This is a genomic window from Maribacter halichondriae (assembly GCF_027474825.1).
GTDB classification, from domain to species: Bacteria; Bacteroidota; Bacteroidia; order Flavobacteriales; family Flavobacteriaceae; genus Meishania; species Meishania halichondriae.
Window position 1 is genome coordinate 1,867,504 of the sequence record NZ_CP107030.1, and the last position, 21,698, is coordinate 1,889,201.

The 21,698-nt window shown below is 42.0% G+C and carries 14 protein-coding genes and 1 pseudogene; 9 read left to right on the plus strand and 6 right to left on the minus strand.

The features are described from left to right. Positions 1-715 precede the first annotated feature (715 nt). Together N8A86_RS08485 and N8A86_RS08490 are read right to left on the minus strand one after the other, a co-directional pair. Positions 716-2,809, minus strand: coding sequence for a PorP/SprF family type IX secretion system membrane protein (locus N8A86_RS08485; protein WP_273568651.1), 2,094 nt, complete (start codon positions 2,807-2,809; stop codon positions 716-718). A 5-nt stretch (positions 2,810-2,814) separates the two neighbouring features. Further along, entirely contained in the window at positions 2,815-5,064 is a 2,250-nt protein-coding gene (locus N8A86_RS08490; protein ID WP_273568652.1) for a T9SS type B sorting domain-containing protein, read from the minus strand. Between the two features lie 279 nt (positions 5,065-5,343). Between N8A86_RS08490 and N8A86_RS08495 the strand changes: the two are divergent. Beyond that, a pseudogene (locus tag N8A86_RS08495) lies at positions 5,344-7,028 on the plus strand (glutamine--tRNA ligase/YqeY domain fusion protein). A gap of 502 nt (positions 7,029-7,530) precedes the next feature. Here N8A86_RS08495 and N8A86_RS08500 read toward each other — a convergent pair. Continuing rightward, positions 7,531-8,457, minus strand: coding sequence for an SPFH domain-containing protein (locus N8A86_RS08500; RefSeq protein ID WP_273568653.1), 927 nt, complete (start codon positions 8,455-8,457; stop codon positions 7,531-7,533). A gap of 194 nt (positions 8,458-8,651) precedes the next feature. Beyond that, positions 8,652-10,157 (minus strand): glutamate--tRNA ligase, encoded by a 1,506-nt coding sequence (gltX, locus tag N8A86_RS08505; RefSeq protein WP_273568654.1) that lies wholly within the window; start codon positions 10,155-10,157, stop codon positions 8,652-8,654. A gap of 167 nt (positions 10,158-10,324) precedes the next feature. Here gltX and N8A86_RS08510 point away from each other — a divergent pair, with 167 nt between their 5' ends. From N8A86_RS08510 to N8A86_RS08535, 7 genes are all read left to right on the plus strand, one after another. Then, the gene (locus N8A86_RS08510; protein WP_273568655.1) at positions 10,325-13,786 is read left to right on the plus strand and encodes a coiled-coil domain-containing protein; all 3,462 of its coding nucleotides are present in this window, start codon (positions 10,325-10,327) and stop codon (positions 13,784-13,786) included. Beyond that, positions 13,779-14,198, plus strand: coding sequence for an rRNA maturation RNase YbeY (ybeY, locus tag N8A86_RS08515; protein WP_273568656.1), 420 nt, complete (start codon positions 13,779-13,781; stop codon positions 14,196-14,198). Before N8A86_RS08510 ends, ybeY begins: the two co-directional genes overlap by 8 nt. Positions 14,199-14,203: 5 nt before the next feature. Then, complete coding sequence (mnmG, locus tag N8A86_RS08520; protein ID WP_273568657.1) at positions 14,204-16,072, plus strand: tRNA uridine-5-carboxymethylaminomethyl(34) synthesis enzyme MnmG; 1,869 nt, start codon at positions 14,204-14,206, stop codon at positions 16,070-16,072. A 150-nt stretch (positions 16,073-16,222) separates the two neighbouring features. After that, positions 16,223-16,771 (plus strand): hypothetical protein, encoded by a 549-nt coding sequence (locus tag N8A86_RS08525; RefSeq protein ID WP_273568658.1) that lies wholly within the window; start codon positions 16,223-16,225, stop codon positions 16,769-16,771. Then, positions 16,749-17,123 (plus strand): class I SAM-dependent methyltransferase, encoded by a 375-nt coding sequence (locus N8A86_RS21530; protein ID WP_337251778.1) that lies wholly within the window; start codon positions 16,749-16,751, stop codon positions 17,121-17,123. Before N8A86_RS08525 ends, N8A86_RS21530 begins: the two co-directional genes overlap by 23 nt. Beyond that, complete coding sequence (locus tag N8A86_RS21535; protein WP_337251779.1) at positions 17,099-17,578, plus strand: class I SAM-dependent methyltransferase; 480 nt, start codon at positions 17,099-17,101, stop codon at positions 17,576-17,578. Before N8A86_RS21530 ends, N8A86_RS21535 begins: the two co-directional genes overlap by 25 nt. A 360-nt stretch (positions 17,579-17,938) precedes the next feature. Then, positions 17,939-18,445 (plus strand): OmpH/Skp family outer membrane protein, encoded by a 507-nt coding sequence (locus tag N8A86_RS08535; protein WP_273568659.1) that lies wholly within the window; start codon positions 17,939-17,941, stop codon positions 18,443-18,445. Positions 18,446-18,494: 49 nt separating this feature from the next. On the opposite strand, the gene N8A86_RS08540 is transcribed toward N8A86_RS08535, so the two are convergent. Together N8A86_RS08540 and N8A86_RS08545 are read right to left on the minus strand one after the other, a co-directional pair. Continuing rightward, positions 18,495-18,893, minus strand: a complete 399-nt coding sequence (locus tag N8A86_RS08540; RefSeq protein ID WP_273568660.1) for a DoxX family protein — start codon at positions 18,891-18,893, stop codon at positions 18,495-18,497. A gap of 45 nt (positions 18,894-18,938) precedes the next feature. Further along, a complete protein-coding gene (locus tag N8A86_RS08545) occupies positions 18,939-20,114 on the minus strand; it encodes a DNA polymerase III subunit (RefSeq protein WP_273568661.1) in 1,176 nt (391 codons plus the stop codon). A 316-nt stretch (positions 20,115-20,430) separates the two neighbouring features. Between N8A86_RS08545 and N8A86_RS08550 the strand changes: the two genes are divergently transcribed. Further along, complete coding sequence (locus tag N8A86_RS08550; RefSeq protein ID WP_273568662.1) at positions 20,431-21,624, plus strand: phosphoglycerate kinase; 1,194 nt, start codon at positions 20,431-20,433, stop codon at positions 21,622-21,624. Positions 21,625-21,698: the final 74 nt, after the last annotated feature.

A 21,698-nucleotide genomic window follows, 5' to 3' on the forward strand; every position in this document is an offset into this window, starting at 1 on the left:
TATTATGTTGTGAAATGCGAATTAAGCAAGGTGTATAGATTTGTAAATCACCCATTTTGCCAAGCCTAGTCGTTGGTCAAAGGGAATATGGCTTTAGTCGAGAAAAGGGTATTTTGAGAAGGAAACGGCCGATTGATTCTTCTAGGAAATATTCGAATTAGCGATAATTGGCCTAAATCGTTTTATAAAAATCAAGTCATACAATGCTTCTAACAGAGCATATTCTATCACTTTGATTTTGGATTTCTTCATGGATTAAAAAATTCAATTAGGTTCGCGTTCAATGAGCTGGTTACAGATTAGGGAACTGGCTGGGACAACTTTTTCTTCGAGCAGTTTCCTTTTTTAGAGGCGAAGTGTCCTGAGTATGTTGGGACAGGAAATTGAGTTTGTGACCTGGATTGAAATTCACGACCAATTGAACATGACACTAATATACTGGTAACCTCCGCCTCTGAAGAAGGATTATGCCACGTAATAAAAAAAGGTAGATTTTTTTGTTCTCTTTCGCTCTGAAAATACCAAATAAAGGAAAGAAAGTAAAGGTTAGTTATCGGAAAAAGCGTATCCTGTTTAAAAAAGTTTAGTCAAATACAATGTTAACCAAATTAGTATTCTATTTTCGAAATTTGGCATCTGCCTACCTACAGGTTTAGAATTTTGTGCCTAAAAAGATCTGGCCAGCTTGTCCCCAAAATAGCGATTAGTTACCTGGTTAAGCCATATTATTAGGCGATACCCGCATGATCCACATTTTATCGTCATACGCGTCGTTTAGTTTTGAGTAGTAAGAAATAAGGGCATTGTTCCATGATTCGTGGCGCTTTAGGTAGACGTATCTCCAGTTGTTTTCCGGGTTTACGAAGTAACTGGCGCTTAGCCCATAGGAATTTAAAAGTTCGATGAAACGTGTGGCGTTTTTAGGGTTGGCGAATACATTGGCAATAATATAATAGCCCGAGCCTACCCCATCGATTTTGAACGTTCTCGGGTCGGCCCCATTGTTCTCAATCTCATCGTTTACTATCACGTTTTTCTGTAGCACATCGGTACCATACTTTTCAGATTTTTCTTTGATTTTATTAGCGTTGCTCGCGTACCGTTCGTTGCTGTAACGGTTGTCAACGTTCATGATCCATAGATCACCGTCATAGGTGCCATCGACCTTTGATTCATGGGCGGCAACGGCTTCGTCCCAGGTATCATAGCGTTGTAGGTATACATATTTTAGACCGTTGTTCGGGTTGTCGATATAGTCGGCCGAAATACCTTTTTGGCCGAGGTCATCGATAAACTTATCCAAATAATGTCCGCCTTTGTAAACGTTGGCCACGACATAGTAACCATCTTGTACACCTTCTAGATTTCGGAACTTTCTGCTTTTTACCGGACTTTGCTGTGCAACGTCTTGGGCGTTCGCTATATTTTGTGGATTCGTATTGTCTTGTGCCGACGCGCGCTCCACTCTTGTGGCCAAGCCATCCTCTGTTTTTCGGCTGGCATTTTGATTTTGGCTTATACCGCCATCATTGGTATCGTTTCTTTGGGCAACTTCAGGTTTGTCCTCGCCGGTTAGAAAGAGTTCTTCCGCCCTTTTTTCAAGGTCCGGACGTTCGCCCTTGGTTTCGCTTTTGACCATTTTCATGACCATTTCAAAGCGACGCTCCAAATCCTTTTGGCGATTGGCCTCCAGCGAATCTTGACGGAACATTAATTCGGCCAAGATGGCGTCATTCTCGGCAAGTTTCTTTTTGAGTTCTTCGATTTCGTCGCTTGATGCCAGGTCATCTTGGGTCAGCTCTTCATTTTTTACAAGTTCCTCTCCGTTTTCTTCAAGCATTACCCGGTCCTCCGTCAAGTTTGGCGTAAAGGCGTACGCAAAGGAAATCTCGTGTGTGACACCAAGATTGATAAGGTCGGAGGCATACCCTTTTTCCATGGTGTACCCTAAAGACAATCTTTTATTTAGATTGAAACCAACTCCGGCCGAGGCACCATAGAAACTATCGTAGCCTCCTTGTAACCATCCCAATTTCGGTAGGTCGAGAATCAAACTTCCTCCGAGGGTCAAGTCATCTTGATTTCCCAAGACCGGACTATCCTTGGCATTCATACGTACACGGGCCAAAGGCATCAAACGTGCATTTTCCATAATACCGGAACCATTTTCAAACCGATGGGTATATTGCAAATGACCGGCATAAGACTTATCCTTGAATTCGGTAAGTTGTTGACTGGTCTTTAGATTGTAATCAAATAAGTTTTCGGCATAGGCCCCGAAGTCGAAATTGCCAAAGGACAAGTTGAAACCCGGTTGAAAAGATAGAATGTTGCTGTCAACTGTTCCAAACAAAGTTTGGTCGTTCGGATCTAACGGGTTGGCATTATTTCTGTCAAAACCGGTATTGTAGTACGCAAGGTTCGCACCGAACGTAAAATTGCTTTTGTCGCTTAACTTGACCCCATACGCATAATTCGCCATCACCCCGATATTGGACACAAGGCCTACACGCTGAGAATATACACTGAGACCCAATCCGCTGCGGTCCCCTATTCTACCGCTATAGCTCAAGAAATAGGTCTGATCGTTATTATCAAATTGTACCGATTGGTTTCGGTGTAAAAAATTAATATATGATTTGTCTTCTTGAACCGTAGAGAAGGTCGGGTTAATCAAGAACCTATTGTACTTCAATAAATTTTGAGGTGCTACCTTAAGGGGCAATATAGGATCTTCGTTTTGGGCATTGACCGACGTCATTGCCAAAAAGGCGACCAAGCATAGCGATATGATTTTGGTAAGTTTCATGGTTGTTATCGGATAACGGTTATGGTTCCTTGTTTTAGGGTTTCGTTGGCGTTCTTTATGACATAGTAGAAAACCATATTCTGTGAGGGAAAGGTCATCGATGATTCCGGCCAGTTGTTCCTGTAGTCCGTAACGTTCAATAATTCGATACCCTTATCATTATATATGATTACGTTCACGTCGGTTTTGTTCGAATACGAATTGGGCAGTACCCATTGGTCGTTCGAGCCATCTCCATTAGGTGTTATTACATTGGGCACTTTGAAAGTATCAAGGTATTCAACGTTGACTTGTCTTGTGATTTCACAGTTGTCGATATTGGCGATGAGGGTATACGTGCCCTCTTCGGTAAAGGTCACAGAATCAGATATGCTGATTTCAACGTTATTGGCGTCGTACCACCTATAAGATGTACCACCACTAGCGGTAACAGTTCTTGAAGTTCCTTCAGGAAAAATAATATCGCCAATAGGGTCCATCGTAATCAAGTCAGGGTTCAACGGAGTGATATTGATTTCATTTGAAATAAGGTCGCATCCATTTTTGTCCACAACCAATCTATAGGTGCCGAGTTCGGTCACGTTCAATGTGGTATCTGTCGAATTGATATCCGTACCATCACGTTGCCAAGCAAAAGTTTCACCTGTTAGATCTGTGGTAGTACTGATGGTAACCGTATCTGTCGAGTTGCAATAGATGGTACTTGTACTGCTGATCGTTACTGTTTCGTTGGTCAAGAGTTGTACGGGCAGTGTGTTTGATGTAGTGTTATAGGTGCTCAAAACACCTTCGACGGCATAATCACCATTTTCCGTAGTCGCGGTCAAACTGATACTGGAGGAGGTGGCACCTGCTACGTTCGATCCGGTTCTTGTCCATTGATAGGTAAAACTTGAAGCAACATCGGTAGTCACATCGACGGTACTGTTGTCTGAAAGCACCGCATTGATCGTTTGTACTTCGAGTACGATATCGGTATTGGTACATGCCGTGTAGGCGGAGGCATAGTCTGCTATGAATTCAAAGGAAGCCGGAACGACCACCTCGGTCGTTTCCGAGTTTTTGATGGTGCCGGGGCAGGTACCTCCGCTTTGGGTCACTACTGCATAATAGGTTCCTGCTTGAGAGGCATCATAAGAAGTTCCTGTAGCCCCCACAATTTCTGTCCCGTTTCGATACCACTTATAGGTCGGTCCTATCGCATTGGTGGAAATACTTAATGTTTTTGTTTCTGAGGGAAGTAATACCATATTGGCATCGTTGACCCGTGTCACTGTAAAGTTATCGGCATTCGTAATGGCTATTGCGGCAGAACGTTCGGTACAAATAGAGGGGCTTGAAATCTCCACTTGGTAATCGCCTTCAAAACCAGGTACCGAAGCATCAACGGTATAGGTTGATGTTGTAGCGCCAACCATTTGGTTTCCGTCTCGATACCATTTATAGGTCCAACTCGGATCCGTTGTATTTATACTGAGCACTTCGGTGTCGCCCGAACATAGTGCGGTCTGCGTCGGTGGGTTGATAAAAATACCTTGACCCGTCGAACCAATGGTCACATCGACGAAATTGGAATCGGTGTTGCCCGAACCGGTACAGTCGTTGCCGTAAAAAATAAATGCTTGATAAATCCCGCTCTGGGAGACCGTTAAGGTGTGTGCATTTTCTCCACCTAATGGAGAGCCACTGCGATACCAAATATATTGATAAGTTTCCGGGTTGGGTATATTGTCGACTTGTAAAGTTATCGCCCCTACAGAGCAAATACTTCCAGGGGGCACACCATTACCGAGTTCGCTAATGTTGAGGTTCGTGGTAACATCCATATAGTACATGGGATAGGCTGGAGATTCATCCCCGATTTTGGCTGGATTGGTACTTCGCACTCTCATTTTATAACCGTTGCCACGAACGTCGGTCGTGATGGCAAAGTTTATATCGAAGTCGGTATTTCCATTTTGATCGTCCACTCGCGCAAGCTCGACGGCATTCGCGAAACTTCCGATATTGTCCGATAGTTCAAGAATGAATTCATTCCCACCATTTGCCGTACCAAACCAAGTCACGTTTACGAAATAGTCGTTGAACGTATCCGAGGCGCAGATAGCTGTCCAAGGGTCTGTACTACCGTTGTTCGTGTTGCCCGTGGGTTGTGGCGCATTGATAAATATTGCCTGTGCCGAGGCACCGATAGTTCCGAGCATTAAAAATGCCAAGGTTAAAAATCGTATAAAGGCGAATCGCTTTGGTTTCATAAGTAGTTGTAGTTTTGGGTGACTACACAGTTTGAATTTGGGCGAAAACCGATTTGGTCTTTCGTTGTTGGTATTTGCAACCTTCACTGTAACTATTCAAGTGAATCATTGCAGCATACAACCCAACAACAAATATGTTATTTAATTATAGGGTGATGAATTTAATGTTGTAGCCGTAATTAAATATGTTGTGAAAAGGGTTTATTGTGGAGTGAGCGGGTTTTGAAGACGACTATTACGGCATTTTCCCTACTTTTGTGCTTCCTAAAATATTGTGCGATGAGCGAGGAAACTAAATCGTTGAATTTTATCGAGCATATTGTCGAAGAAGACCTGGCCAATGGGTTTTCCAAACAAGACTTGCGTTTTCGTTTTCCACCCGAGCCTAATGGTTATTTACATATTGGCCATGCCAGTTCCATTTGCCTGAATTTTGGCTTGGGCCTGCGTTATGGCGCACCCGTAAATCTGCGATTTGACGACACCAATCCCGTGAAAGAGGAGCAAGAGTTCGTAGATGCCATAAAAAAGGACGTTGAATGGTTGGGATATAAATGGAATACCGAACGGTATGCTTCAGATTATTTTCAGCAATTGTACGATTGGGCGGTAGCATTGATTAAAGAAGGAAAGGCCTATGTAGATAGTCAGTCCTCTGAGGAAATGGCAGATCAAAAAGGCACCCCTAAGGAACCGGGAAGGAATAGTCCGTTTCGTAATCGCTCCATTGAAGAAAACCTAGTACTATTCGAAGGCATGAAACGAGGAGATTTTGAGGAGGGCCAACATGTACTCCGTGCGAAAATCGATATGGCTTCCCCAAATATGTTAATGCGAGATCCCATTATGTATCGAGTGCTGCACAAAGCACATCACCGAACAAATACCGATTGGTGTATTTATCCGATGTACGATTGGACGCATGGCGAGAGCGATTATATTGAACAAGTGTCCCACTCATTATGTACGTTAGAGTTTTTGCCGCACCGAGAGTTATACGATTGGTTTTTGAATCAAGTATATGATGCCGACAAGGTACGCCCGAAACAGCGTGAATTCGCAAGACGAAATCTGAGCCACACCGTTGTGAGCAAACGTAAGTTGATGCGTTTGGTTGAAGAAGGTGTAGTCAACAGTTGGGACGATCCCCGGATGCCGACCATTTCCGGATTGAGAAGAAGGGGTATACCCCTGAGTCCATTCGTAATTTTGCTGAAACTATCGGTATTGCGAAACGTGATAACCTAATTGATGTCTCTTTGTTGGAGTTTCATGTTCGGGAACACCTCAACAAAATAGCGCCTAGGGTGATGGGGGTTTTAAATCCGATAAAGGTGGTCATTACGAATTATCCGGAAGGAAAGGAGGAGTGGTTGGAAGCCGAGAACAATCCAGAGGATGAATCTGCGGGGTCAAGAGAAGTGCCGTTTTCAGGGGAAATCTATATTGAACAGGATGATTTCAGGGAAGAAGCGAACCGAAAATTCTTTAGACTGAAGTTGGGAGGGGAGGTGCGTTTGAAAAACGCCTATATCATCAAGGCGGAGTCTTGCACAAAAGACACCGAGGGAAATGTTATCGAAATACAATGTACCTACGACCCCAAAAGTAGAAGTGGCAGCGGTACGGAGGAAAGTTTAAGGAAAGTAAAGGGCACCCTACACTGGGTATCCATCGAACATGCCATCGAAGCCGAAATTCGACTTTATGATCGCTTGTTTACGGATGAAAGTCCTGATACGCATAAGGATAAAGATTTTATGGAATTTATAAACCCCGAATCCTTAAAGGTTATCACCGGATATCTGGAGTCAAGTCTGAAAGACGCAAAAGTTGGAGATCAAGTACAATTTCAACGATTGGGATATTTTTGTGTGGATCCCGATTCGACTTCCGAGAAATTGGTTTTCAATCGAACGGTGGGGTTGAGGGATACTTGGGCGAAAATTCAGCAGGAAGATTGATATAGAAAATACTTATCCCATTAAATATATCAATCGGTATTTTTTATGAAAAACGCTTTGTTTTAAAGCCTTCTGCGGGCTTTTTGAAAGTTTACAAATAGTTTCCCTGTTAAAACGAAAAATAGCTGTTCAAAAGGCTCGTTTGGGTTTTTCTATGATGTTCACTTCTATCGGAGCACCAATTTAGTTTCCCGTTTCGATTCCTTCACCTAGCGAGATAAGAAACTACGGTTATTATGATTACTATCTTTGCCTTTAGCTAAACATATATAATCAGATTAGGACTAACACAAAAACTACGAAGCAATGTTTCGAATTAGTGTATCAATTCGAAAGATTGCTTCGTAGTTTAAAATTTTCCCCATTGAGAAACTTATGCCTTGTACTTCTCGAAGACGTCTTAAAATTTACTCGATAATCGAGATTTGAATGCTCCGACGCTTGCGTCGAAATTAAACGTGAATTTCCTTTCAATGCCTCGTGGGCTTGCCCCCGAAGTAGTTTACTCCTTTTTCTTGACGTTAGTTTTTTTCATCGACTCCCCGATCATATTACTGGCTGTAAACGAGGCGACCATATTGTTCAACATGTCACTACCCGCTTGCGGAGAGTTCGGTAGTAAAATAAGATTGGTATTAGTTTCTTCGCCTATCGATTGTAACGTATCGTAATGCTGGGTAACTACAATGAGCGCTGAGGCCTCCTGTGAATTGATGCCTACTTTATTAAGAACTTCTACCGATTCTTCGAGTCCACGTGCAATTTCTCGACGTTGGTCTGCGATACCCTGACCCTGTAACCGTTTGCTTTCGGCTTCGGCCTTGGCTTTTTCAACGATGAGAATACGTGCGGCATCACCTTCGAATTGGGCCGCTATTTTTTCGCGTTCCGATGCATTGATACGGTTCATGGCCGCTTTTACCTGTGCATCTGGATCGATATCGGTGACAAGAGTCTTGATGATGTCGTAACCATAGTCAAGCATGGCATCCTGAAGTTCAGATTTTACAGCGATGGCGATATCATCCTTTTTGACAAAAACATCGTCCAATTTCATTTTAGGCACCTCGGCTCGTACAACATCAAACACATAAGAAGTAATCTGGTCATGCGGATATTCCAACTTATAAAAAGCCTCATATACTTTTTCTTTGATGACTACATACTGAACCGAAACTTTCAATTTAACAAAGACATCATCTAAAGTTTTTGTCTCAACGATAACATCCAACTGTTGAATTTTAAGCCCCAGCCGTGCAGCAATGCGATCAATAAGCGGAATTTTCATTTGCAGTCCCGACTGGCGAATGCTATGAAATCTACCGAATCGCTCAACAATTACCGCAGTCTGTTGCTTGACTATAAAAAAAGATGAAAAAAGAATGATTAGGCCGAAAAAAATCAGCGGAATAAAAATAAAATTTCCCATAGCGTTTAAATTTTAGTTAATGGTATCAATTTACGAAACTAGTTCTAGATGAGTAGGTATTTCGACAGATTTGTTACAATGGCAGGCTGATGCCTGCAAATTCTAATGGACAAATTCCAAATCCCGAGAATGTACCTATAAATATCCCCTTGAGGGGGTTATACGGGTATTGGTGGATTAAAACCAAGAATTTTTTATAAGGTATTCAGTGCTTTTTGAATTCTCGTAATACTTTCCTCCTTACCAATCAAAGACATAATGTCAAATAAATGCGGCCCTTTCATATCACCAACAATAACCAATCGTAAGGGCGGCATCACCCTGCCAAATGAGAGTTCTTGAGCGGCAATCCAAGTTTTTACTTGGGTTTCCACGACTTCGGATGAAAAATCGTCAATATCTTTAAGTGCTGATACCAATTGGTTCATTATCTCTGAGGTGCCTTCTTTCCACTGTTTTTTAACGGCTTTGTCATTATACGAGGAGGGGGCTATAAAAAAGTAACTCGATAGCTCCCAAAAATCGGAAACGTATGTCGCACGTTCTTTAATGAGGGAAACTACTTTCTCGACGTAATTTTCATTGCAAGCATCACGAGGAATTCCTTTATCAGCCAGCACCGAATTATATAACTTGGCCAATTCCCCATCACTTTTCGCTTGCAAATAATGATGATTGTACCACTTAGTCTTATCAGGGTCGAAACGAGCTCCTGATTTATTGACTCGTTCAAGACTAAAGGTCTGAACAAGTTCTTCTAAACTGAAAATTTCCTTTTCGGTGCCTGGGTTCCAACCCAAAAGGGCCAAAAAGTTGACGACGGCTTCAGGGAAATATCCAGCTTCTCGATACCCGATGGATTCCTTCCAGCTCAATGGAAAAATGGGAAACCCCATTTTCTCACCATCGCGTTTGCTTAATTTTCCCTTTCCTACGGGTTTCATAATCAATGGCAAATGGGCGAATAGCGGTGCTTTCCATCCAAAGGCATCGTATAGTTGCTGGTGTAATGCCAGAGAAGGTAACCATTCCTCTCCGCGGATGACATGGGTTATTTCCATCAAATGGTCGTCCACGATATTAGCCAGATGATAAGTCGGCATTCCGTCACTTTTAAAAAGCACTTTGTCATCGAGTATGTTGGTGTCGATTTCGATTTCTCCACGAATAATATCGCTGAGTTTCAACTTTTCGTCCTGAGGCGTCATAAAACGGATAACATAATCTGCTCCGGAATCTAAATGTGCCTTTACTTCTTCAGGACTTCTCGAAAGAGAATTGTCCAGCTTTAGACGATTGTGCCAGTTGTAAATAAAAGTCTTTCCTTTCGCCTCGTGATCTATACGGTGAAAGTCAAGTTTCTCGGAAGTATCAAAAGCATAATATGCGTTGCCGGTCGCAATCAGCTCATCTGCATATTTCTTGTACAAATGTTTGCGCTCGCTCTGTCGGTATGGGCCGAATCCTGAATCTTTGTTAGGTCCTTCATCATAGGGGATACCACACCAATTTAGGGCCTCAATAATGTATTGTTCAGCACCTTCAACATAGCGATTCTGGTCGGTATCCTCGATGCGTAATACAAAGTCGCCCCCATGCTTTTTTGCAAAGAGGTAGTTGAACAATGCTGTGCGAACACCGCCTATATGTAATGGCCCTGTAGGGCTTGGGGCAAAACGAACACGTACTTTCTCGGACATGATAAAATTTTAAGGGGTAAAGATACATCAAAGCAAGGCACGTGCAAATAGTAAGGTCATGGTCTTTTCGGGGTTTATAGGCTGTAATCGTAATTTCGTCTTAAAGTTTTCCGAGAAATGGCGCAAGCTTAATTTTTACCTTATCTTGGTAGGAAAAACTGCATAAATTGCAAAAATACTACAACATATTAGTAAAACTTAACCGCTTTACGAAGCGCTATTATACCAAAATGCTGGTCAAAGGCACTTTGTTGTTTTTGGTGTTTGGGCTGTTGTTTTTTTTCATCGCTTTGGGAGTAGAATATTTTCTATGGCTCAACTCAACAGGCCGCTTTTTGCTTTTGATGGCCTTTGTCGTTATCGAAGTTTATCTTCTCTTCCGATATATTTTGACCCCTGCGTTCTATTTGTTCAAAATCAAGAAAGGCATAAGCAAGAAACAGGCATCTGTAATGATTGGCATGCATTTTCCAGAAGTGGGCGATAAGCTTTTGAACTTGTTGGATCTCGCCGAAGATCAACGGCAAACAGAACTGTTGCTGGCAAGTATTGAACAACGCTCGGAGAACCTGGATCCGATACCATTTGTAAAAGCTGTCGATTTCAAAGAGAGCTGGAAATATTCTAAATATCTGGTGATACCGGCATTGATTTTAGGGTTGATATGGTTTTCCGGCAATATTCATACCTTTTTCGGTTCTTATGAGCGGGTGGTGAATTATGATATAGCTTACGAACCGCCCGCTCCTTTTAGGTTTACCTTATTGTCGCCAAAGTTGGATGTTTTGGAAAGCGAACCCTATACGGCTCAAGTCGTTACCGAGGGCGAGGTTAGGCCCGAGGATGTTTATATTGTTGTCGATGGACAGGAATTTTTATTGCAGGAACAAAGTGGAATGTATCAACACGTGTTTTCTCCGCCTTTAAAAAACGTCAACTTCCATTTTAGGGCGAACGGTATAAAATCAAAGGAGTATCGCTTGAATGTGTTAAAGGCCCCCTCAATCCAGGATTTTAAATTAGTTTTAGAATATCCGGGATATATCAATAAGCGAAGCGAAACCTTGAAAAGTACCGGAAATGCTACGTTTCCCGAGGGCACGAAGGTCACTTGGCAAATTGAGGGGCAACATACCGATGGGGTAGATTTGATTACCAAGGACACTACGGTGGCCTTTGAGAAGGATGCTGGAGAATTCGGGTTGTCGAAACGCATTTATGCCAACTTCGCGTATCAAATAGCAACATCGAACCAGAATGTAACCAATTATGAGAAACTTGAATATCAGTTTAGCGTTATCAAAGATGCATACCCTTCCATCAAGGCTAACCAAGTTTTGGATTCGTTGAATCCTAATGTTTCCTATTATGTAGGTGAGGCCTCCGATGATTACAAACTGTCCAAAATTCGACTTGTATGTTTTTCTAACTCAGTCGATGAGGATAAACAAACCATTGAATTGGCGGCACCCAATACTAATTTTGATCAATTCTATTACACATTTCCATCTGGACTCCAACTAGAGGAGGGGAAACAGTATAGTTTCTATTTCGAGGCTGTTGATAATGATGCAATGCATAAGGGGAAATCCTCCAAAAGCCAAGTGTTTACTACACAGTTGCTGAACGAAGACCAATTGCGCAATAAAGAACTCGAGTCGCAACAATCGATAATCAATAATATGGATAAGTCTCTAGAGAAGTTCAAGGAACAGAAAGAGACTCTGGAAGAAATTAATGCGGAACAGAAGGAAAAGAGTCAATTAAACTTCAATGACCAGAACCAGATTAAGGATTTTCTCAAGAAACAGCAGCAACAAGAAAACCTGATGCAGAAGTTCAGCAAGCAGCTCAAAGAGAATTTGGACAAAGAAAATACGGATGACAAGCTCAACCAATTATTGAAAGAACGTTTAGAGCGTCAGGAACTCGAAGCGAAGAAGAACGAAAAGCTATTAGAAGAATTGAATAAGATTGCTGACAAAATTGACAAGGAAGAATTGGCCAAACGCCTGGAAGAATTAGCTAAGAAACAGCAGAATAGCGAACGCAGTTTAGAGCAATTGTTAGAACTGACCAAACGGTATTATGTGACAGAAAAAGCATCGCAATTAGCCAAAGATTTGGAAAAATTGGCCAAAAACCAGGATGTTTTGTCAGAATTAAAGCTGGGTGAGGAGTTTTCCAACAAAGAACAGGAAAAACTGAACAATGAATTCGAAAATATAGCCGAAGAACTCGAAGAATTAAAAGAAGATAACAAAAATTTGAAAAAACCATTGGATTTGGAAGTTGATGAACCCAAGACCGAAAGCATCAAAAAGGATCAACAAGAGGCTTTAGAGGAAATTAACAAGCATCAGGGAGCGGAAGAATCGTCGCAATCGTCCGAAAAGCAAGAAAGTGCCAATAAGGCCAAGCAAAAGCAAAAGTCGGCAGCACAAAAAATGAAGGAAATGAGCGAACAGTTGGGCGCAACATCTTCATCGAGTGGCGGCGGTTCTACAACAGAGGAGGATGCTGAAATGTTACGCCAGGTATTGGACAATTTGATAACCTTCTCGTTTAAACAAGAAAATCTTTTCGAGAGCATAGAAACAGAAGACCGAGAGATCTCTCAATTTTCAGGAACAGTGCGCAAGCAGCAAGAACTGCGTGATTTGTTCGAGCATGTAGACGATAGTCTTTTTGCTCTATCGTTACGGCGTGCCGAACTGAGTGAATTTGTTAACGAGCAGATTACCGAGGTGTATTACAATATTGATAAATCACTTGAAAGTTTGGCCGAAAGTCAAATTTACCAGGGAGTTTCATATCAGAAGTACGTATTGAATGCATCGAATAGTTTGGCAGATTTTTTGGCCAAAATATTGGATAATATGCAGCAGAATATGCAAATGGGCCAAGGTGAGGGTGAAGGGCAAGATTTCCAATTACCGGACATCATCAAGGGCCAAGGCGAAGTGAAGGAGAAGATGGAGGGCATGGGCAAGTCAGGTGAGGGCAAGCCGCAGCAAGGCGAGGGAGAACCTAAACCTGGAGAGGGAAATCAACCAGGGGAAGGAGAAAAGCCGGGTGAGGGACAGAAAGGCGAGTCGGGTCAAGATGGACAAAAGGGAAACAATGGCAAGGATGGAAAGAACGGCAATGGCCAAACTGGGGGTCAAGATGGGCAGTCTGGAGGTCAGGGGGGTGAACAACCTAGCGAAGAAGAGTTGAAGGAAATCTATGAGATTTACAAAACACAACAAATGCTGCGCCAACAGTTGGAACAACAACTGCAGGATATGATCAATACCGGCGACCGAAAGTTAGGAGAAAAGTTGATTCGGCAAATGGAGGATTTTGAGAACGATCTGCTGGAAAACGGAGTGACCCAACGAAGTCTTAGTAAGATCAATAATATTCAATACGAACTTCTGAAGCTTGAAAATGCTGCTTTGAAACAAGGCAAGAAGAATGAGAGGGAGAGCAACACCAATGAAAATCGCTTTCAGAATCCGATTACTACGAAACCCTCATTGCTAGAGAACTATCGTAATGAAATAGAGATTTTAAATCGACAAGCCCTACCTTTGCGCCAAAATTTTCAGACCAAGGTCAAGGAGTATTTTAAGAGGGATGATTGATTTTAATTATGAGACAGATTTTAGCATTTCCAGCGAAACACATTATGCCGATTGGATTGGTAGGGTAGTTGCTTCTGAGGAAAGTATTGTAGGGCGGTTAGAATATATTTTCTGTGATGACGACTACCTGCTCAAAATCAATCAAAAGTATTTGAATCATGACGCTTATACCGATATAATTTCCTTCGATTATTCAACCGTGCAGGAGATTTCCGGCGACATATTTATTTCGGTTGACAGACTAAAGGACAATGCACGAAAGTATAGAACCAATTTTGACGAAGAGCTTCTCAGGGTGATGGCACATGGCGTACTGCATTTTCTTGGCTATAAGGATAAGTCGCACAAAGAAAAGGCTATCATGAGAAGCAAGGAAGAAGAAAAAATTAAAATGTTCCACGTGGAACAATAGAAGTTATGTTTGCAGAAGAGTATGACGTAATAGTCGTAGGAGGAGGTCACGCTGGTGCGGAAGCCGCCGCCGCCGCCGCCAATATGGGATCAAAGACTTTGTTGATTACCATGAACCTACAGACCATAGGGCAAATGTCATGTAATCCCGCAATGGGGGGAATTGCGAAGGGCCAAATCGTTCGTGAGATTGATGCGCTTGGGGGGTATAGTGGAATCGTTACCGACAAGTCCGCCATACAATTTAAGATGTTGAATAAGTCTAAAGGTCCTGCCATGTGGAGTCCACGTGCGCAGAATGATCGAATGCGGTTCGCCGAAGAATGGCGTTTGATGTTGGAGAATACCCCTAACTGTGATTTCTATCAAGAGATGGTTAAGGGCTTGTTGGTAGAGGGAGATAAAGTGGTCGGTGTGCGCACTTCTTTGGGCATAGATGTAAAAGGTCGTTCCGTTGTATTGACGAACGGTACTTTTTTAAACGGACTAATTCATATAGGTGACAAACAGTTTGGTGGCGGCAGAGCAGGCGAGAAGGCAGCCACTGGAATTACAGAGCAGCTTGCCGATATTGGTTTTGAAAGTGGAAGAATGAAGACCGGAACTCCGCCTAGGGTGGATGGCCGTTCGTTGGATTATTCCAAGATGATCGTTCAGCCAGGAGATGAACGACCTGAAAAGTTTTCCTATTTGGAGACTCAGTTTTTGACCAAACAACGAGATTGTCACATGAGCCATACCAGTAAGGTGGTGCATGATTTATTAAGAGAAGGCTTCGACCGTTCCCCAATGTTCAATGGCCGTATCAAAAGTATCGGCCCCCGATATTGTCCTTCCATCGAAGATAAAATAAATCGTTTCGCGGATAAGGATAGCCATCAACTTTTTGTAGAGCCGGAGGGCTGGGATACCGTGGAAGTCTATGTGAACGGTTTCTCTACCTCTTTGCCTGAAGATGTTCAATTCAAGGCATTGTGTTCTGTCAAAGGTTTTGAGAAAGTGAAGTTTTTTAGACCAGGCTACGCCATTGAATATGACTATTTCCCGCCGACACAGTTGAAGCATACCCTTGAAACCAAGTTGATAAACAACCTATATTTTGCGGGTCAAATAAATGGAACTACGGGTTATGAGGAAGCAGCATCCCAAGGACTCATGGCGGGAATCAATGCTCATTTAAAGTTAAACGAAAAGGATCCATTTATTCTAAAGCGAGATGAAGCGTACATTGGTGTTTTGATTGATGACTTGATAACAAAAGGCACGGAAGAACCGTATAGAATGTTTACCTCCCGTGCGGAGTACCGTACCTTGTTGCGACAGGATAATGCAGATTTAAGGCTGACGCCTAAAGGATTTGACATCGGATTGGCAAATGAGGAACGCCTAAAGCGTATGGAAACTAAGAAAAGGAATTCCGACGCTTTCGTCAATTTCTTCAGGGAAACAAGCATACTCCCAGAAGATATTAATCCAATATTGGAAAGTCTGGAATCTGCTCGGGTCAAACAATCGGATAAAATGTTCAAAGTATTTTCCAGGCCCAAAGTGACCATGGACCACATGCTTCAATTAGAGTCTGTTTCTAGCTTTGTCAAAGAACATGACCTTGATAGGGAGGTTTTGGAGCAAACAGAAGTTCAGGTAAAATATTCTGGATATATTGCAAAGGAAAAAACGAATGCCGACAAGTTACATCGTTTGGAAAATGTGAAAATCCCTGAGAATTTCGACTATTCAAAATTGAAATCCCTTTCTTTTGAAGCGCGCGAAAAGCTTAAGGCTATCCAGCCTGTTACAATTTCCCAGGCGTCCCGTATAAGCGGTGTTTCCCCTTCTGATATTAGTGTTTTGTTGGTGTTTCTCGGAAGATAAACCTACAATGTTCCACGTGGAACATTCATTTTCTCTAAATGTCACTCCGAGTGTGGCGAGGAATCTTCCATAGATTAAACTTTCATTTTGAACATGTTTTTATTGGCGTAATTTTTGATATGCACAATACCATATCAAATGGCCAACTTTATGAATAGAATAGTACTCGTAACCTTAATGCTTCTTCTTTTTCAATCTTGTATTCCCTTACGTATTGCTCCTGATATTGATGACTATAAAGTCACCAAGGGAAAGAAGTTCAAAAGAAGTCTTCCGAAGCGGCACATGTTCGTTTTCGAAGACACAAAGGATGCCGACCAGTTCTACCAATATGTCAATATCAAATTCGCCCTGAACGATGAAAATGTGTTTGACGATATTCCTTTTCGATTGAAGGGAGCACAATACTTCTTTTCTTTTTACGAGGTAGAGATACCCGATAAGACCCTGAATCTTTTTCCAGTATTATTCAGTGCAACTTTAAATGCCGCTTTGGGTAATGAAGATGAAGATATTTCAGAACCCACCGAAATACGCCGAGATAATTTTTATATCGCCATTGAAGTGTACAGCGATTTGGAAAACGATTGCCTCGGCATAGAATCACTTTCAAGGGAAGCCGTTTTAAAGTATCTTCGTACTTTAAAGAACGAATACCTGACCACCCACAATTACAATGAAGTCGTATTTAAGAACTAAAGACCATTCCGTTTCGCAGGAAGAGTTCGAACTGCTGTACGATGAAAATTCGGAGATGTTGGTCACGCGACCCATACCCGATAATCTCGAAGACTATTACAAAAGCGAAAGCTATATTTCGCATACCGATTCACGAAAGACCATGGTCGACAAAATGTACCATGCCATCAAAAGTTTTAGTTTGTGGAGAAAATTAAGTCTTATCGATAGGTATGCCCTGGGCACAAAAAAGATATTAGATGTTGGTGCTGGTACAGGGGACTTTTTGATGGCAGCAAAAAAAAGGGGTGGGAAATCTTTGGAGTTGAACCGAACCAAGACGCGAGAATGCGTGCTAGGGAAAAGCGGGTAGAGTTGCTGCCCAATATGGAATCGTTACCTGGTGGCGAGAAGTTTCAGATCATTACACTTTGGCATGTATTGGAACATCTGCCCGATCTTGAAAACCAAATCTTGAAATTGATTTGGCACTTAGAAGAAGGAGGAACTCTTTTCATTGCAGTGCCAAATTTTAATTCTTTTGACGCAAAACACTATCAAGAGTTTTGGGCGGCCTATGATGTGCCGAGACATCTTTGGCATTTTTCTAGAAAGTCAATGGACAGATTATTCTCGAAACACGGTTTTCAAGTTGTGAAATCCAAGCCGTTGGTTTTTGATTCGTTTTATGTATCCCTCTTGTCGGAAAAATATAAAACAGGAAAGCAGAATTTTTATAAGGCCTTTTCCATTGGGTTGCGTTCCAATATTAGCGCATGGACGACCAAGGAGTATTCTTCTGTACTATACATCCTTCAAAAGGATTAAAATTCATTTTAAAGCGATTTCCCGAGTTTTTGTACAAGTACCCAACCAAAACCATTTGAAGAAGAAAACAAAGTCATTTCGATAGATTTTACAAGGCCGTTTATGATAGTCAGAGGCTATAGCGACTACCAATAAATATAATTATTGTCTATTTGGCGTTTTTTGCATTGAATTTGAGATTTGGCACCTTATATGTTTTATCCTGGTAATTCATTTCGACCAGTTTGATGTCTCAACGTACAAAAAGAAAAATTGCGCGATAAGTTTAGAAAAGCTTTGTTACTTTTGCCCAACTTTTAAAGACCTAACGAACAAGAAACAAGAGGGTTTCTTTTCTATGGAAATAAAAATGGGAGTGATATGAAAAATGTATTATGGTTCGTGGTGATTTTGCTGATGGCATCCTGCGAACAACAAAAAATCGGATTCGTCGACAACGTAAAGTTGATGGACGAGTATCAAGAAAAAATCGATGTCGAGGCAAAATTCAAGACCAAGGCAGATGCGCTGACCAAGAAAAGAGATAGTATCTCACAAGCTTTTCAGATAGAAGCTCAGGCATTTCAGACCAAAGCCCAAAACATGTCTCAGACCAAAGCTCAGGAAGAATACAATCTGATGCAGCAAAAAGGTCAGTTTATAGGCCAACAGTTACAACAAGAGGATCAACAACTTCAGGCGTCTGGTCAAACTGAAATGGACAGTATCGTAAGCAAGGTTAAAAAAGAGATCAAGGCGTACGGAAAGACCAATGGCTACACCTACATCCTAGGCGGTGGAGACGGCGGCAGCGTTCTTTATGGTACGGACGCGAACGACCTCACCGATGAAATCATAAAAATCTTGAACGACAAATACAAAAAGTAAAATCGTTCCTCACAATGATACAAAGCCCCAACTCTCGTTGGGGCTTTTTTTACGACTGCAATAGAAAGACTAAAAATACGGCGGGTATAAAATAAATAACTATTGTTTTTGCCCCTTCGTAATCCTTCGCCATACGTTGACCGAATAAAAGCATTAAGAGCGAAATACAAGACGCAATCGCACCGTACAAGGCCATGTTACCTCCGCCGTCAAAAATAATTTGATACAGCCCGATTAAACAAAGTAAGCCGGCTAGTCCCTCTGCCAACAATACCGTAACGAGCATGCCCGGCACGATACCTTTCATTGGGGACTTCGAAAAATGATCCGTCAACCATGATACATTTCCCTTCCAATCCAAAATCTTGTCGATTCCGCTTTGAAGAAAGGTAATGACCAAAAAGAGAAGCAGAAGAATTTCGGCGGAATTTTCAATTAGGGTTTCCATAGTGTCTTGTTTTTCCGGTTTATGAATTCTATTAATGTCTCTTTTCTAACTTCCTTCTAAGGAAGCCTGTAAGACGGGCTTTTTATGAAGCAATCGCGTTAATTTTATGGAAAGGTCGGTCAATACCAACTTAGAGTTTCCGTTTCGCTCTATATGATAGATGGCATCCTCGATTTCATTGACAATATCCAATATATTGTTTTCGTGGACAAAAGGAGCAAACTTATCCAATTGAAATCCATCTACGTGAATCTTCATATAGGCCAAGTCCTTCGCGTTATAATTGATAAGTAATGCCTGACGCATCACCATTAGACAGTATTTTAAAAATTTCTTTTGCGTCTCGCGTCCGGTTTTCGCCACCTCCTCGCTCCATAGGATCAAATCGTGTATGGCCGCCTTATTGCCTTTCGCCTTAAAAGCGCTCCTTACCCATTGTACGAACCATTTTTCAAAGACCAAATCTTCGGAATCATTGTTCAATAGATCCAAGGCTTTATTGAAATTTCCGTTGGCTTCATGGGCAAGTTTGAGGGCTTCTTCACGCGAGCATCCTTTTTCGACCAATGCGCTGGAAATAGACTCTTCGGCCAATGCAGGAAAATGCAATACTTGGCATCGTGATCGAATGGTTTGGATGATTTGTTCCTCGTCCTCGGCAAGTAATAAGAAAATGGTCTTTTCAGGGGGCTCCTCAATAAGTTTTAATAGTTTGTTGGCAGCTGAGGTGTTCATTTTTTCAGCCATCCAGATTAGCATCACCTTATAACCCCCTTCATATGATTTCAAGGATAGTTTTTTGACGATGTCCTGTGCTTCGTCAACACCTATTTGACCTTGTTTTTTTTCGATTCCGATGAGGCGGTACCAATCGAACAGATTTCCATAGGGCTGCTCTTTGACAAACTGTCGCCATTCACTCATGTAATGGTTACTGACCGCATGACTTTTCACTTTGTCGGAATTAGCCACCGGAAAAGCAAAATGCAGGTCGGGGTGCGACAGGGTATTGAATTTAATATTACAGACCGCATTGCCGTCTACATTCTCAGCATTTCGGTTAGAACAAACAAGATATTGGGCATAGGCCAAGGCCATGGGCAATGTTCCCGAACCTTCGGGGCCGACGAACAATTGTGCGTGTGGAATACGTCCGGCATTGGCACTGGAAGCCAAGTGATTTTTGATGTAGGAAAGCCCTAAAATGTCTTTGAACAACATGATTCAAATATAGACTATTCAAACTTATTTTCAGCACGAATGGGAAATGGGAAAAATAGGCAAATCCTACTTTTTAAAAACAGACCCATTAGTCGGAAAACGATGTTTTTCCTCTTGAACGACTTATATATAGGCACTTTCGTCAATTTAGTCAGGAACGAAAATCTTTCGAATGTATAATTTGTCATATCTGCAATAAGATAGAACCGACCAAGAGGTCGGTTTTTTTGCGCCACATGGAAACAAGTAATATGGAAACCTCTTTATATGAAGCGCATAAATCTTTACATTTGGAATTCCAAAAAAATAGACCTGAATGAGAACGATAGAGCATTTCAATTTTGATAATAAAAAAGCATTGATCCGGGTTGATTTCAATGTGCCACAAGACGAAAATTTCGACGTAACCGATACCAGTCGGATCGAAGCCGCAAAACCTACGATCATCAAAGTTTTGGAAGATGGGGGAAGCGCCGTTTTGATGAGCCACTTGGGAAGGCCGAAAGGGCAGCGTAACGACGAAATGTCGTTACGACATATTTGCAAAACGGTTTCCGATGTTTTAGGAGTTCAGGTGAAGTTCGTTCCCGATTGCGTGGGCGAGGCTGCTGAAAAAGCTGTTGCCGAAATGGAAATGGGCGAAGTGATCCTGTTGGAAAACCTACGCTTTCATGCAGAGGAAGAAAAAGGAGACGAAAACTTTGCCGAACAACTTTCAAAATTAGGAGACATTTACATCAATGATGCTTTCGGAACGGCCCACAGGGCACATGCATCTACTACCATCGTGGCGAAGTTCTTCCCTGAAAGAAAATGCTTCGGCTATTTATTGGCCCAAGAAATCGAGGCGATTGAAAAAGTTATGCGAACTGGTGAAAAACCGGTGCTGGCCATTTTGGGCGGGGCCAAGGTCTCTTCGAAGATAACGATCATTGAAAATATTCTGGACAAAGTCGACCATCTCATCATTGGAGGGGGCATGACATTTACCTTTGTCAAGGCCCAAGGAGGCAAGGTGGGTGATTCTATTTGTGAGGATGACAAAATGGAACTTGCCCTTGATATTCTAAAACAGGCCAAAGAAAAAGGGGTCGAGGTACACATTCCTGTGGATGTCTTGGCAGCGAATGCCTTCGCCAACGATGCCGACACAAAGGTTGTCGATGTCAGCCAAATTCCTGACGGATGGCAAGGACTTGATGCCGGACCCAAAACCTTGGAAAACTTTAAAGAGGTTATTTTAAAATCGAGAACCATATTGTGGAACGGCCCCGTGGGCGTCTTTGAAATAGAATCTTTTGCGAAGGGAACCATTGCTGTAGGAAACTATATTGACGAGGCTACAAAAAACGGAGCATTTTCACTTGTTGGAGGAGGTGATTCCGTTTCCGCAGTGAAGCAATTCGGCTTTGAACACAAAGTGAGTTACGTTTCTACTGGAGGCGGCGCCATGTTAGAAAGTTTGGAGGGAAAAACACTTCCGGGAATCGCTGCAATAATGCAGGATTAAAGACGTTATCGATAAACGGGCACTCATCTTTTTTTATAGCTTTTCAACACGATTATTTTACGGTTTCCAAAAAA